Origin of the sequence: Fictibacillus sp. 23RED33 (genome assembly GCF_015903925.1) — a bacterium.
GTDB classification, from domain to species: Bacteria; Bacillota; Bacilli; order Bacillales; family Fictibacillaceae; genus Fictibacillus; species Fictibacillus phosphorivorans.
Window position 1 is genome coordinate 261,669 of the sequence record NZ_JACZDX010000004.1, and the last position, 13,277, is coordinate 274,945.

The window sequence follows — 13,277 nt, forward strand, 5'->3', positions numbered from 1 at the left end:
ACAGGTATGGAAAACTATAACAAAGCAGTCTCAACTATTTGAGTTTATGAATGTGATTGGAGTAAACTTATCGAGTGCCTTGAGTTTCTTTATTTAGGAAACTTTAAATTTCACATTGCAAAATTGGGACCTTACAAGGCTAAGAATTGGATTCTCTAAGAAAGGTTACTTTCTATTTTGATATTTTCTTCATTGACTAGTTGATTGGAGCGGAAGGTGCGAGACTCCTGTGGGACTAGCGGTCAGGTGAGACACTTAAGGGCGCAAAGCGGCGAGTGGCTCACCGCCTGCCCCACGGAAAGCGAAGCACCTGAAGCGCAGATCAACCACTTTAAAGAACAACATTTATAGCGAAAAAAATTACGGAGGCATTTCTATGCAGAACATTATAGATGTACAAGGTTTAAAAAAAGAATTTAAATCCTTCTCCAGCCGATCAGGTCTGAAGGGGGCGTTTCGTGACCTTTTTACACGAAACTATACGATTAAGACAGCAGTAGATGACATCTCTTTTACGATAAAAAAAGGAGAGATGGTCGGTTATATCGGGGAGAACGGTGCAGGTAAGTCGACTTCCATTAAAATGCTGACAGGGATCCTCACACCGACTGACGGAAAGATTGTCGTTAACGGCATGAATCCGCATAAGGAACGAGAGAAGTTCGTAAAAACGATCGGTGTTGTCTTTGGCCAAAGATCGCAGTTATGGTGGGATATAGCGGTTCAAGAGTCATTCAGATTATTAAAGAAAATCTACAATGTGCCGGATCAACAGTATGAAGAGCATATGAAAGATGTGATCGAGACGCTTGATATCGGGCCGTTGCTCGACAAGCCTGTCCGCAAACTTTCACTCGGACAACGCATGCGCTGTGAACTCGCTGCAGCTCTTATTCATAATCCGCCGCTATTGTTTCTGGACGAGCCGACAATCGGACTTGATGTGCTCGTAAAGTTAAAAATTCGTGAGTTTCTAAAGAGAATTAACGAGAAATACGGTACGACGATTCTTTTAACAACGCATGACCTTTCAGATATTGAAGCGCTTTGTGAACGAGTGGTTATGCTTGATGAAGGAAAAATTATTTATGATGGACCACTAAAAGAGCTTCGTGAAAATTGGGCAGAAGGAAAACAGATTCAGTTTCAGTTTAGTGAAAAAGCAACGTTGGAAGAGTTGCAGCATCTTACACAAGAACATCTTGTGGTTTGGGAAAAAGGCGAGAGTGACCTAGTATGGGTTGCTTCGGTTGATGCTGACGAGACCGTGATTTCAGGTGTGATCGGAAAAGTGACTGCAGCTAAAAAGATTGCTGACTTGAAGATTCTTGAGATATCAACAGAAGAGATCATCCGAAATATTTATGTTGAAGGTGCTGTTCGTCATGGGTAAGTATATCGAGATGATTCGCATCCGTTTTTTAATGATGCTTGCATACCGGACGAACTATTACAGTGGAATACTCATTTATAGCATTAATATAGGAGCTTATTACTTTCTATGGAGTGCCATCTATGGAGGAAAAGAAAACATACAAGGTCTTTCTATCACTCAGATGACAACGTATATAGCTGTTGCGTGGATGGCAAGAGCCTTTTATTTTAACAACATCGACCGAGAGATTGCGATGGAAATTAAAGAAGGAAAAGTGGCCGTTGAGATGGTCCGTCCTTATCCATATTTAAACATGAAGATGATGCAAGGCTTAGGCGAAGGAATCTTCAGGCTTTTATTCTTCTCTGTTCCTGGAATGATCATCGTAGCGCTCGTGTTTCCGATTGAATTATCCACGAACGCAAGTACATGGTTGTTATTTTTCCTATCGATCACGTTCAGCTTTATCATTAACACACAGATCAATCTGTTAGCTGGAATCGCAACTTTCTTCTTATTTAATAATGATGGCTTGATTCGGGCAAAACGTGTCGTGATCGATTTGTTTTCTGGACTTATCTTACCGTTAAGTTTCTATCCGATGTGGGCTCAGAACGTGATGAGCTATTTGCCGTTTCAAGGGATCAGCTATATCCCGAGTATGATTTTTACTGAAGGGTTTAAAGGCTCACAGATCTATGAAGCCCTTCTTAACCAAGCAATATGGTCGCTACTCCTTATCATTCCGGTGTATGGGCTTTGGATTTTGGCGAAGCGTCAGCTTGTGGTTCAAGGGGGTTAGAAGCAGATGGAGTATATTTCAATCTTTTTTCAATACGTCGGACAATATTTAAAAACAAGGCTTACGTATCGTGCTGATATGATCGTCGAAATCTTTTCAGATCTATTATTTCAAGCGGTAAATTTAGTTTTTATCCTGGTCGTATTCGGCCATACGAATCTTCTTGCCGGATGGAGTAAGGATGAGATGATCTTTATTTACGGATTCTTCTTAGTTCCATTCTCGATCTTTGCTTCTTTCTTTAATATCTGGGATTTTACAGACAGATATATTGTAAAAGGCGAGATGGATCGTATCTTAACAAGACCCGTTCACAGTCTTTTTCAAATTGTACTTGAACGAATGGAGTTAGAATCACTGTTCGGTGTAGTTACAGGATTAGTGGTCATGTTCTATGCAGGTGATAAGCTGGGTCTCGAGATCAGCTGGTACGATCCGTTCATCTTCATTCTGTTAGTAATAGGCGGAGCACTCGTGTATGCAGGTATTTTTATTGCTCTTGCAACGATCGGGTTCTGGTCTGATTCGAGAACAGATATAATGCCGATGATGTACAACATCGGAAACTACGGAAGATATCCAGTTGATATCTACAACAAAGTGATCAAGTATGTGTTAACGTGGATCCTTCCGTTCGCGTTTGTCGGTGTATATCCATCTTCCTATTTCTTAGAACGTGAAGAGTGGTATACGTATGCGTTCTTAACACCGGTTGTTGGAATCGTGTTTTTCTTGATCGCTGTAACGTTATGGAACGTTGGAGTGACAAAGTATAGAGGCGCTGGTAACTAAAGAAAAACCGTTCTCCTTAATTGAGAGAGCGGTTTTTGTTGTTTAATTTTCCATACTAGACTTGTTTTGATAATCGTTCTAGGACAGCTGGGCAAGTATGACACTTGAAAGTGAAACGTACCAATATGGCACACCGCCTGCCCCGCGAAAAGCGATCAATTTAAAGCGGAGATCAACTACTCTCAAAAGCAACAATGAATACAAAAACAGCCATTTCATTTAGACAAAGATCGATTCTTAAAATGCTGTTCTAAATCTTTCGTCATGATGTTAATGCAAAGCACCAAAAGGGCAAAAGCGGTTACAGGAACCATAACGATAAATGGCTCTAGCATTAGTTCCTTGTGATAAGCAGAGATTAATCCAGTCCATTCATTAGAAACCGATGCATAATGGTTGAATTGGTCATGCTCTTGACCGGAAGTGATTTGCACACCGCCAATAAAAAGATGATAGATTGCTAAGTGAAGCATTAACGTTAGAACTTGTGCAAATTGGCGGCCGACTAAAACAAACAGTCTCGGCCATAGATGGGGAAAAATATGTTTTGCTGTGATTTGAAAGGAAGAAGCACCCATGAGTTTGGCACATATAACATAATCCGTCCTCGATAACAGTTCAGTCGTTTCAGCGATGATTTTTCCGAGCGGCAGAACACCAACTGCAATAAGAACAAGCAACTGAAGAAATAATGTTTCTGAAGTTGAGAGCACAGATTCATTTCTTAATTCGTAAAAAAGAAAAGGCGACAAAGTCAGCAGTACAATAAGGGATGGTGGAACGTATTGGAAGCTTTGGATCAGACCGCTGAACCAGCTGCTATTCAACAAGCGTTTAAAAAACAATCCCAAAATAACAGAAATTAAGATTCTTGCTAACGTAATGATACAGGCAAAAAGAATCGTATATTTGGCACCGTCAACTAAGATATAAAATAAATCCTTTCCAATACGATCTGTACCAAGCCAATTCTCTTTAGAAGGACTATAAGGCGGAATGTCCAACTTTTTTAAGGAATCAGAGTATCGAAATTGGTTTACTTCAGGTTCAGAAAATGCGAGCGGAATGACAATACTTGCAGCCAAAATGAACAGAAGCAAAAAGAGACCTGTAAAGAAAAGAGGAATTTTACTCAGCATGAATATACCTCCTCTTGAAGATCACTTTTTGTAAACCTTTAATTGCTGCAAATAACGGAGTGACGATCAGCAGTAAAAGCATAGCCTTCGTTTCATAAGGTTGTTCACTTAATAGAATTTGAATAACACCATTCATATTAAACAGGTATTCCAATACGACCATCTGGCTGAATAAAAGAAGCATGATGATGGGGAAGTGTGTACTGAGTTCAGAGATGGTGTTACTTAAAAGATGTTTCAAAATTATAGCGGATTTACTGATCCCTTTTGAACGAGCAAAAGTGATATAATCCTTATCCACCTCTGTCTCTGAAAGTAATAGCATCATTCTAAATAAATAGATACCAGGTACAATACTGAGTGTTGCAAGCGGAATCAAAAGAGCAGGTTCTTTGCTGGATGTAAAAGGATTTGCGGCAAGCCACCCAGTTTGCTTATAAATCCAAACAACGAATAGCTGTATGCAAAAAACAAAGAACAAATCTGGCATCGATTCTAGTAAGCTGCAGCATTTTAGAAGTACTTTCTTAAAGATGGAAGGAAGCAGTTCTGTCATCCATCCAAGTACTATAGCCATAATGATAGAGATAGTAAAACTAGCTATGATGAGTCCTGCAGTATAGATGACAATACTCCAAACCTCTGGAAATAATGGTCTTTCAGTGATCTGATCCAGAAACTCTACTGAGCGGTTTTCGGGCATTTTAGGAAAGGCGAGTGTTTGTGTTTGTGTGTAAAGAGTTAACGTATGTGGTTTGGTTAGTTGGACAATTGTTTCAATAACAGTCTGTCCGTAACGAAACAGGCTGAATTTCAAAGTGTTCTCTCCAGCAAATAAAGACGGAGTTGCTGAGAGTAAAATAACACCTATGGACAGCAATAAATAAGGTTTCATTAATACGAATAACTTCTTCATGACTTTAGCTTCCTTTCACGTTAAGTCAGCCGTGAAAATATATTCGTCCAAAACAGGCTGCTGCATAAATTGAGCGACATCTGTACGAAGTGATTCCAGTCTTTCTCGCTTACCGGTGTAAAAAACGTAATAGCCTTTTCTTTGTGTTTCGGCTAAACCACATAAAAGCAACTGCTTTAAATGATTCGATACGGTAGCTTCAGTGAGATGGTATTTATAAGCAAGTTGTTTCGTGCTGTAAGGATGGTGAAGCAAGTCTTGCAGGATCTTAAGTCTTGTTGGCTCACTCAGTACTTTTAATAAGGAAATTAAATCTTCAGGTGGTTCATGGTTTTTTTCTGAATCCGGAACAGCAACATGGAGTGCGATGCTAACTCGGTCTTGGTTGCAGCAAAGCATGACGTGTGGCGTAGCGAATGTAGATGGCTGAATCACGAGTCTAGGAAACTCTTCAAACGAAAACGTGTAAACATCATTCTTCTTAATTTTTATCGAATCAGAAGTTACTGTAACATCAGGATGTATGCTGTTTAAGCATTCAATTTTCGAGTCACTCAGTTCTTTCTTGAAATTGTCAGATGCTCTTGAAATCCAAGGCGTAATTCTGAAAAGCTCTTCTGCAAACAAGTAACGGTTGTAATCATAAAAGAAATCACAAACCTTCTTTTTCCAGGGCGCAGCATGTAAAAGAATGTCTCGTTCAATAGAGTGAAGAGGTGCTGATGCAGGGCTGTTTTTCCACTTGAGCAAAGAGTCACTTCCATATTTCTCACCTAGCAAGAGATAGGAAAACGTTAAGTCTGGAATGAGCGCTATACGTTCAATGGCCTCTTCGACGGTAGATTCATTAAATTGAAATTCGTTTCGAATGTTAACGAAATACATCCAGTCATAAAAATGCGGTCCCCATTTGTTGATTAAAAGTAAAAGATCTTGCGGTAATTTTTTTTTTGCTTTTTCAGCCCATGCAAGTCGATATGGGTGGTGAGCAGGATTTTGAATAACGTGGAGGCTCATTATCATTTCGTTAAAAGGGGAAAAGTCAACTGAAACTAGTGCCATTTTCATCGTCCTTCCATTTTGAATGATTTATAATTTGATTAGCTGAAGATCGAATTAGTTTTTGAGAATTTCAAAATTACAAATAATTTACATTCTAATAGGAGATAAGTCAATGTTTATTTTCTGGACTTAAGACCTGATTTTTTACATGTCAAAGCTTATTGTTATAAATAAGCATTCATTATCCTGTAAGATATAAACAAAATCACATTGCATAGCAGAAATGAGGAAATACATATGAAAATTATGGTGATTGCAGGAAGTCCGACAGCAGAATCAAGAACAAGAGGAATTGCACAATTCGCTGCAGAAACGTTGAAACAGATGAACGTTGAAGTCTTGTATTTTGATGTAGGAATCGATAAGTTACCTTTATTTACAGGAGATGCTACGACAGCTCAGAATGAGGCAGTAAAAAAATTAGCTGAGTATGCTGAACAAGCTGATGGCTTTTTTGTAACGAGCCCAGAGTATCACAGCGGAATAAGCGGAGCATTGAAAAATGCGCTTGATTTCTTAGGAGGAAAGCATTTTAAGAACAAACCGTCAGCAATTGCTGTTGCTGCAGGAGGCGGAAAGGGCGGAATGAACGCATTGACTAATCTTCGCACTGTGCTCCGCGGTGTATACAGCTTAGTACTGCCAGATCAATTTGTTGCAGATCCAGTTAATTTTGATGAAGGCAACGTACTCGTTGATGAATTGGCACAAACGCGCGTGCGTGAGTTAACACTTCAGTTAAAAGAGTTAACAGAAGCGATTTCAGTAAACCAAGCTAAATAAAAAGTAAGAAGACAGCCTGTGAAAATCAGGCTGTCTTTTTTGATCATAAGGCTGTCCTATTCAATCTTTCTTTTTCATAGGATAAAGAGAGGTGGACAGAATGGAAAATGTCGTATTAGTAATCTTGATCATAACAACTGCTAGTCTCATTATCAGAAGTATATGGATGCTCTTTAAACATCCTGGAATCAAAGAACATCTGATGCCAGCGAGTCATCTGCTGATCTTGTTCATCGTGTACGGAACAATCATTTCAGGATTTGGACTCATTTATGCCCTTATCTCTCTGATGGGCTATCCCGTCATAAAACTAGAATTGAATCAGAGTGATTTTTTCTCTTTTATAGAAGCATGTATCTATTTCAGCAGCACGACGATTTTGTCAGTAGGTTATGGAGACATCGTACCTGTTGGAGCAGGAAGGTGGATAGCCGCTCTTCAAGCGCTGATCGGGTATTTGCTGCCGATTGCTTTCGTGCTATCTTCGGTTGTTCACCATAACAAGATGGCAAAATAGTTGTTTGAAAACGGACATATAGGCTACCCTTAAAGAAGATGAAACTTTAAGGAGGTCTAAAATACAATGACGATAAAAACAGGAAGTAAAGCACCTGACTTTACATTACCGGCAAGTAATGGAGAAGAAGTTAAATTAATAGATTTCAAAGGCAAAAATGTGGTTCTCTACTTTTATCCAAAAGATATGACGCCAGGATGTACAACGCAAGCATGTGATTTCAGAGATCGTCACGAAGACTTTAAGCAACAGAATACCGTTATTCTCGGAGTTAGTCCTGACCCGCTAGCGCGACATGACAAATTTATCGAGAAGCATGGTCTTCCGTTCATCCTTTTAGCTGATGAGGAACATAAAGTTGCAGAGCTATACGATGTTTGGAAACTGAAAAAGAACTTTGGCAAGGAATACATGGGAATCGAACGCTCCACGTTTATTATTGATGGAGAAGGAAACATCGCGAAAGAATATCGAAAAGTAAAAGTAAAAGATCATGTAGAAGAAGCGTTGAAATTTATAGAAGAAAATCTGTCATAGAAAAAAGCCCTGAGAAATCGGGGCTTTTTAACTTTCCTGAAGTTCGTTTACCGGTATGTCCATTTCTTGATCGGGTTGTTCTCTTGTGTATGCTCTAGCGGTTTGATTGTTTTCATCAACAGATTGAAGCCATACAGGAGTTCCGTTGTGAAGCACTTGGAACTCTTTTTCTGATTTAATGATCTGCTGAGCGCGTGATACGTTCATGAATTCATTCACCTCCACGCCAAATAGTATGCAACAGAGACTGATAGACTATGCTTTTCGTTCCTAATAAATAGGCATGATGGCTTATGCGTGATAAAATGAAATAGTGTGAATTTTATAACATATAAATTCGGGGGTTATACATAATGAGAGATGAACGTTTAACGACGTTGGCTAGAACATTGCTGACGCATTCACTAAAGGTTGAAAAAGGGCAAAAAGTACTTATTACTTCATTCTTAGCAGGGAAGCCACTCGTAAAAGAGCTCGTACAGGAAACTTACAAGTTAGGAGCTTTTCCTTACGTTCAACTAGCAGACGAAGAAATTTCACGTGCATTAATGATGGGCTCAACGAAAGAACATTCTGAGGCACAACTGAAATGGGATCTTGCACGCATAGAAGATATTGATGCGTATATCTCTATTCAATGTAAAAACAATGATGCAGAGTTCTCAGAAGTTCCAAGTGAGATTTTCCAGATGAAAGCGGAGATCAATAAGCCTGTTCAAAACATGATCATCAATGATCGCCAATGGGTTTTATTAAACTACCCAACTACAGGTCTTGCACAAATGGCAAAAATGAGCTTAGAAAAGTTCACTGATTTTGTACTTGATGTGTGCAACGTGGACTATAAGGCGATGGCTGAAGCACAAAAACCACTTCATGCATTAATGGAAAGTACAGATAAAGTACGCATCACAGCTCCGGGAACTGATCTAACGTTCTCGATCAAAGGAATTCCAGCTGTTATGTGTGCAGGTGAAAATAACATTCCTGACGGAGAAGTATTTACGGCACCCGTAAAAGACAGTGTGAATGGAACCATTACTTATAACACACCTTGTCCTTATCACGGAACCACGTTTAACAACGTAAAACTTACATTCAAAGATGGAAAGATTGTTGAAGCCACTTCAGACAACACCGAAAAATTAAACGAGATCTTTAATACAGATGAAGGTGCTCGTTATGTTGGGGAATTTGCGATCGGGGTAAATCCACTGATCCAGCACCCGATGGGAGATATCTTATTTGATGAGAAGATTGGCGGAAGCATTCACTTCACACCTGGAAGAGCGTATCAAGATGCATACAACGGAAACGAATCAGGCATCCACTGGGATATGGTGTTGATTCAGCGTCCAGAGTACGGCGGAGGAGAAATCTACTTTGACGATGTATTGATCAGAAAAGACGGTTTGTTCGTTCTCCCGGAACTTCAAGGACTTAATCCGGAGAATCTTAAGTAGTATTCTTAATTGGAAGGGATACCTCGGCTTTTACCTTCAGTGAGAATGTTGATTGGAGTGTAAGGTGCGAGACTCCTGGGGGATCAGCGGGACAGGTGAGACTCTTAATAGTGCAAGGCACTAAGAGGCTCACCGCACGCCCCCCGGAAAGGGAGCATCCTGGAACGGAAATCAACCGCCCACATAGAGCAACAAAGCCTATCTCAAACAGCCAAAACAAAACAGCAACAACTTAAAAAGCGGGGAGCACGTTCCCGCTTTTTCTATTACTCGAAAAGAGGTGTTTCTTATGATTCTTTCCAGCGCGCGATTAAGAGATGATATAAAAGACGGATTAAAGAACACGTTCCCGAATGAAGAATTTCATTTTTATAAGAACATGAAAGAAGCTAAGGCGTATCTTAATCAAGCTGAAATCTTATTATCTTATGGGGAAGATCTAACTGATGAATTAGTAGCTGAATCAAAAGAACTACAATGGATCATGGTTATTTCAGCTGGTCTTGATAAAATGCCGTTTAAAGCTCTAGAAAAACAAGATATTCTGATTACGAATGCAAGAGGCATCCACAAAACGCCTATGGCAGAATATACGATTTCCATGATGCTGCAAGTTTCACGGAAAGCAAGTCTGCTTTTAGAAAATCAAAAACAGCACACGTGGGATCGGAAAGTGCCGATGACTGAGATCTCAGGAAAGACGCTTGGTATATTAGGAACAGGAGCAATCGGATGCGAGATAGCAAGACTTGTGAAAGCTTTTAATATGAAAACCATCGGATTTAATAGAAGCGGGCATTCGGCTGAAAACTGTGATGTAATCGTGGATAAAGAAGGAATCTCCACTCTTTATGAAGAAAGTGATTTTATCGTGAATGTTCTCCCATCAACACCACATACTTTTCATTTCGTTGGAAAGAGCGCCTTTTCTCTAATGAAGCAAAACACAGTATTCATTAATATCGGAAGAGGAAAAACGGTAGATGAAGAAGAGCTGATCCAAGCATTGCAAACCGAGAGAATTGGCCACGCCGTTCTCGATGTGTTTGAAAAAGAGCCATTAGTAGAAGAAAGTCCATTATGGGATATGAAGAACGTAACGGTTACGCCGCACCTTTCAGGGATTTCACCTCAATACCAAGAAAGAGCGATCGAGATCTTTTGTGATAATCTAACTCTATATAGAAATGATAAGCGTAAAGAGATGATCAATATCATTCCATATGACCGGGGGTATTAGTATGAAAATTTACACAAAAACTGGAGATAAAGGAACAACATCCTTAATCTTTGGTGAACGGGTTTCTAAAAACGATGTGCGGGTAGACGCGTATGGCACATGTGATGAAGCGAATAGCATGATCGGATTTGGCGTAAGCTTGCTGCCGAGAGAAGAATGGGCAGAAAAAGCGACAACTGTTATGCAAAAAGTACAGACTGTTTTGTTTCATGTTGGAGCTGAGCTAGCGACTCCAGCGGGTAAGGAAGTAGCTTGGAAATTAAAAGAAGAAGATATCTCATTTCTTGAAGAGACGATTGATCATTGGCAGGCGGGACTGAAACCTTTAAAGCAGTTCATTCTTCCTGGTGGTTCCCCGTCAGCAAGTGCTCTTCATACCGCACGAACAATTGCGAGGCGAGCAGAACGTATTGCTGTAGAAATTGAAGGTGTAAATCCACTTGTGTTGTCTTATCTTAACAGACTTTCTGATTTCCTCTTCGTTGCTGCACGTTACGTTAACGAACAAATGAAAGTGAAAGAGCCAGTTCTACACGAAGATCAGTCTTAATACAATACTGCATACATACACTTCAATTGACAAAACCTGTAGAAAAGCAGTAGACTAATTATAACGATTATAAAGTAAGAATTCTTAAAGAAATGGGGTGCATGACGATGTCAAGCGCTAAGATAAACGCGGCAATCGACAACTTAAAATCAGTAGGTGTACGGATTACACCTCAGCGTCATGCTATCTTAGAGCATCTTATCCAATCAATGTCCCATCCGACTGCTGATGAGATTTACAAAGCGCTGGAGGGGAAATTTCCAAATATGAGTGTAGCAACAGTCTACAATAACCTTAGAGTTTTTAAAGAAGCGGGTCTTGTAAAAGAACTGACTTATGGGGATTCATCAAGCCGATTTGATTGTGTGACGACTGATCACTACCATATCATCTGTGATTCATGCGGCAAGATAGTGGATTTCCATTATCCCGGTTTAGATGAGGTTGAGAGTCTAGCAGAATCTGTAACAGGTTTTGATGTAGGCCGACACCGTATGGAAATTTACGGAGTATGCCCGGATTGCAAAAGAAAACATTAAAAAAAAGCTGACTTTCCACTACGGTAAGTCAGCTTTATCTATTCTCTTTGCGCATCTGGCGTTTTGAGTTGTATTTCTCATCAAATTCTTCGCCCTCAAGACCTTTATCCATCGTAAGTGGCTGGTTACATGACATACATGCATCTACACGTCCTAGTACTTTCGTTACTTTTCCGCAGTTTGGGCAGACAACCTGCACAGCCTGAGTAGAGATCATACCTATCCAGAAGTAAACACCAGCACTAGCGATCGTTGCGATAAACCCAATCACCATAAAAATAGACATAACGACAAAACTTGTCTTGAAAAACAGGCCTGCATACATGATGATAATACCTATAAACACAAGGCTAAGAGCGAACGTACGTATTTTATTGATTTTGCTCGTATACTTTATCATACCTGTCCCTCCTCCGTTCATTAGTATAACATATGAACTCTTAGGAAAAGAAAAAGGATTTCTTTATTTGATGTTGAAAGTAACAAACAGGATTTTGTTAAAATGGGAGATGACCTTCATGGAAGATATTTTACGCCCGCTGTATCAGGAGAGAGCAAGCAACGAAAACACATTAGGAGTGCTTTTTGTTGAAAAGAATAAACCATTCAGCCCTGGCACGGATCACTTTGATTCAATACTTCTTATTATAGTAAAAGAATCCGATCAGCCTTTGATGATCAAACACTACGAGTGTGAGTCAACCTCAGCTGCGCTTCACATTGTGACAGAACAACTGCTTAATTCTTGGTTGATGCTCGGTACGAATAAAAGAGCGGTTGATTGGGTGATGAACGGGAAAGTTCTATTTAACCGTAATGAGTACATAACAAGATTAAGAGACCGACTTCACGAGTTTCCTGCTGAAGAAAGAACACATAAGATTGGTCTTGAATTTGCAAAACTACTTCGCCGTTATAACGATGGAAAAGAACTCTTCCACTCGGGCCATTATTTAGATGCATTTAACAACATCATGCATGCTCTTCATCATTTAGCTCGTCTATCTGTTATTGAACATGGATATTATCCAGAAGTTACTGTTTGGAACCAGGTGAAGATGATCCAACCTGAAATCTTTAAGTTGTATGAAGAGCTTGTAACAGGAGAAGAGACGATTGATAAAAGAATCGAACTTCTATTACTAGCATCAGAGTTTTCACTTTCTTCTAAAACAAAATTAGGTGCGCATCATCTGTTGGGTATTATTAAAGAGAAGGATGAATGGGCATATCATGAATTGATGGAACATGATGAGGTTCAAGACTATGCGATCGATCTTCCTATGATTCTTACTCACTTAAAAGACAAGGGTTATATAAAGGCAATCAAGCGGGAAACAAAGAGCAAAAACCTGTATCATCGTTACTACTCAATAAAAGAATAAACTTTTTTCTAAAAAGGTGTTGACCTGTTTATCTATATCGTGCTATATTATTTCTTGTCGCTGCGACACACAGAAACAATGTTGCAGTCGGGAAACACGATAAAAAAACAGGTTGACATCTTGTTTTTAAGATGATATCCTAATAAAGTCGCCAAAACGAGCGACACACGAAACAAG

The 13,277-nt window shown here is 39.6% G+C and carries 16 protein-coding genes; 11 read left to right on the forward strand and 5 right to left on the reverse strand.

Annotated features, from left to right (window positions below; genetic code table 11):
• The first annotated feature begins 376 nt into the window (after positions 1 to 376).
• The 3 genes from IHV09_RS15880 to IHV09_RS15890 are packed head-to-tail and all read left to right on the forward strand — an operon-like array spanning position 377 to position 2,969.
• Positions 377 to 1,393: an ABC transporter ATP-binding protein gene (locus tag IHV09_RS15880; protein WP_197195933.1), complete on the forward strand. Its 1,017-nt coding sequence runs from the start codon at positions 377 to 379 to the stop codon at positions 1,391 to 1,393.
• Entirely contained in the window at positions 1,386 to 2,177 is a 792-nt protein-coding gene (locus IHV09_RS15885; RefSeq protein WP_144703842.1) for an ABC transporter permease, read from the forward strand. Before IHV09_RS15880 ends, IHV09_RS15885 begins: the two co-directional genes overlap by 8 nt.
• Positions 2,178 to 2,183: 6 nt before the next feature.
• Positions 2,184 to 2,969 carry an ABC transporter permease gene (locus IHV09_RS15890; protein WP_191755535.1) on the forward strand — a complete coding sequence of 262 codons (786 nt, stop codon included), beginning with the start codon at positions 2,184 to 2,186 and terminating at the stop codon, positions 2,967 to 2,969.
• 215 nt (positions 2,970 to 3,184) lie between these two features.
• Here the strand turns inward: IHV09_RS15890 and IHV09_RS15895 are convergent, their stop codons facing one another.
• The 3 genes from IHV09_RS15895 to IHV09_RS15905 are packed head-to-tail and all read right to left on the reverse strand — an operon-like array spanning position 3,185 to position 6,092.
• Positions 3,185 to 4,108, reverse strand: coding sequence for an ABC transporter permease (locus IHV09_RS15895; protein WP_197264934.1), 924 nt, complete (start codon positions 4,106 to 4,108; stop codon positions 3,185 to 3,187).
• Positions 4,098 to 5,024, reverse strand: coding sequence for an ABC transporter permease subunit (locus IHV09_RS15900; protein WP_197264935.1), 927 nt, complete (start codon positions 5,022 to 5,024; stop codon positions 4,098 to 4,100). Before IHV09_RS15900 ends, IHV09_RS15895 begins: the two co-directional genes overlap by 11 nt.
• A gap of 15 nt (positions 5,025 to 5,039) precedes the next feature.
• A complete protein-coding gene (locus tag IHV09_RS15905) occupies positions 5,040 to 6,092 on the reverse strand; it encodes an ArsR/SmtB family transcription factor (RefSeq protein WP_197264936.1) in 1,053 nt (350 codons plus the stop codon).
• A gap of 231 nt (positions 6,093 to 6,323) precedes the next feature.
• On the opposite strand from IHV09_RS15905, the gene IHV09_RS15910 reads away from it, so the two are divergent.
• The 3 genes from IHV09_RS15910 to bcp all read left to right on the forward strand — a co-directional run bounded on the left by IHV09_RS15910 (position 6,324) and on the right by bcp (position 7,923).
• Positions 6,324 to 6,869, forward strand: coding sequence for an NADPH-dependent FMN reductase (locus IHV09_RS15910; RefSeq protein ID WP_197134109.1), 546 nt, complete (start codon positions 6,324 to 6,326; stop codon positions 6,867 to 6,869).
• Between the two features lie 100 nt (positions 6,870 to 6,969).
• Entirely contained in the window at positions 6,970 to 7,386 is a 417-nt protein-coding gene (locus tag IHV09_RS15915; RefSeq protein WP_197134112.1) for an ion channel, read from the forward strand.
• Positions 7,387 to 7,452: 66 nt separating this feature from the next.
• Positions 7,453 to 7,923: a thioredoxin-dependent thiol peroxidase gene (bcp, locus tag IHV09_RS15920; protein ID WP_197264937.1), complete on the forward strand. Its 471-nt coding sequence runs from the start codon at positions 7,453 to 7,455 to the stop codon at positions 7,921 to 7,923.
• Between the two features lie 27 nt (positions 7,924 to 7,950).
• On the opposite strand, the gene IHV09_RS15925 is transcribed toward bcp, so the two are convergent.
• A complete protein-coding gene (locus tag IHV09_RS15925; protein WP_197264938.1) occupies positions 7,951 to 8,130 on the reverse strand; it encodes an H-type small acid-soluble spore protein in 180 nt (59 codons plus the stop codon).
• Between the two features lie 146 nt (positions 8,131 to 8,276).
• On the opposite strand from IHV09_RS15925, the gene IHV09_RS15930 reads away from it, so the two are divergent.
• The 4 genes from IHV09_RS15930 to perR all read left to right on the forward strand — a co-directional run bounded on the left by IHV09_RS15930 (position 8,277) and on the right by perR (position 11,715).
• Positions 8,277 to 9,386 carry an aminopeptidase gene (locus IHV09_RS15930; protein WP_197134121.1) on the forward strand — a complete coding sequence of 370 codons (1,110 nt, stop codon included), beginning with the start codon at positions 8,277 to 8,279 and terminating at the stop codon, positions 9,384 to 9,386.
• A 289-nt stretch (positions 9,387 to 9,675) separates the two neighbouring features.
• On the forward strand, positions 9,676 to 10,626 hold the full coding sequence (locus tag IHV09_RS15935) for a D-2-hydroxyacid dehydrogenase (RefSeq protein ID WP_197264939.1): 951 nt from the start codon (positions 9,676 to 9,678) through the stop codon (positions 10,624 to 10,626).
• A gap of 1 nt (position 10,627) precedes the next feature.
• Complete coding sequence (locus tag IHV09_RS15940) at positions 10,628 to 11,176, forward strand: cob(I)yrinic acid a,c-diamide adenosyltransferase (protein WP_197134127.1); 549 nt, start codon at positions 10,628 to 10,630, stop codon at positions 11,174 to 11,176.
• Between the two features lie 107 nt (positions 11,177 to 11,283).
• On the forward strand, positions 11,284 to 11,715 hold the full coding sequence (gene perR, locus IHV09_RS15945) for a peroxide-responsive transcriptional repressor PerR (protein WP_137792276.1): 432 nt from the start codon (positions 11,284 to 11,286) through the stop codon (positions 11,713 to 11,715).
• A 34-nt stretch (positions 11,716 to 11,749) separates the two neighbouring features.
• Here the strand turns inward: perR and IHV09_RS15950 are convergent, their stop codons facing one another.
• A complete protein-coding gene (locus IHV09_RS15950; protein ID WP_066286256.1) occupies positions 11,750 to 12,115 on the reverse strand; it encodes a YgzB family protein in 366 nt (121 codons plus the stop codon).
• A 118-nt stretch (positions 12,116 to 12,233) separates the two neighbouring features.
• Between IHV09_RS15950 and IHV09_RS15955 the strand changes: the two genes are divergently transcribed.
• Positions 12,234 to 13,100 carry a nucleotidyltransferase-like protein gene (locus IHV09_RS15955; protein ID WP_197264940.1) on the forward strand — a complete coding sequence of 289 codons (867 nt, stop codon included), beginning with the start codon at positions 12,234 to 12,236 and terminating at the stop codon, positions 13,098 to 13,100.
• The last annotated feature ends 177 nt before the right edge of the window (positions 13,101 to 13,277 follow it).

Coding starts and splice junctions, on each gene's coding strand:
- IHV09_RS15905 (WP_197264936.1), bottom strand. CDS start 6,092: ATGAAAATGGCACTAGTTTCAGTTGACTTTTCCCCTTTTAACGAAATG.
- IHV09_RS15935 (WP_197264939.1), top strand. CDS start 9,676: ATGATTCTTTCCAGCGCGCGATTAAGAGATGATATAAAAGACGGATTA.
- IHV09_RS15880 (WP_197195933.1), top strand. CDS start 377: ATGCAGAACATTATAGATGTACAAGGTTTAAAAAAAGAATTTAAATCC.
- IHV09_RS15895 (WP_197264934.1), bottom strand. CDS start 4,108: ATGCTGAGTAAAATTCCTCTTTTCTTTACAGGTCTCTTTTTGCTTCTG.
- IHV09_RS15950 (WP_066286256.1), bottom strand. CDS start 12,115: ATGATAAAGTATACGAGCAAAATCAATAAAATACGTACGTTCGCTCTT.
- IHV09_RS15910 (WP_197134109.1), top strand. CDS start 6,324: ATGAAAATTATGGTGATTGCAGGAAGTCCGACAGCAGAATCAAGAACA.
- IHV09_RS15890 (WP_191755535.1), top strand. CDS start 2,184: ATGGAGTATATTTCAATCTTTTTTCAATACGTCGGACAATATTTAAAA.
- IHV09_RS15915 (WP_197134112.1), top strand. CDS start 6,970: ATGGAAAATGTCGTATTAGTAATCTTGATCATAACAACTGCTAGTCTC.
- IHV09_RS15925 (WP_197264938.1), bottom strand. CDS start 8,130: ATGAACGTATCACGCGCTCAGCAGATCATTAAATCAGAAAAAGAGTTC.
- perR (WP_137792276.1), top strand. CDS start 11,284: ATGTCAAGCGCTAAGATAAACGCGGCAATCGACAACTTAAAATCAGTA.
- IHV09_RS15930 (WP_197134121.1), top strand. CDS start 8,277: ATGAGAGATGAACGTTTAACGACGTTGGCTAGAACATTGCTGACGCAT.
- IHV09_RS15900 (WP_197264935.1), bottom strand. CDS start 5,024: ATGAAGAAGTTATTCGTATTAATGAAACCTTATTTATTGCTGTCCATA.
- IHV09_RS15885 (WP_144703842.1), top strand. CDS start 1,386: ATGGGTAAGTATATCGAGATGATTCGCATCCGTTTTTTAATGATGCTT.
- bcp (WP_197264937.1), top strand. CDS start 7,453: ATGACGATAAAAACAGGAAGTAAAGCACCTGACTTTACATTACCGGCA.
- IHV09_RS15940 (WP_197134127.1), top strand. CDS start 10,628: ATGAAAATTTACACAAAAACTGGAGATAAAGGAACAACATCCTTAATC.
- IHV09_RS15955 (WP_197264940.1), top strand. CDS start 12,234: ATGGAAGATATTTTACGCCCGCTGTATCAGGAGAGAGCAAGCAACGAA.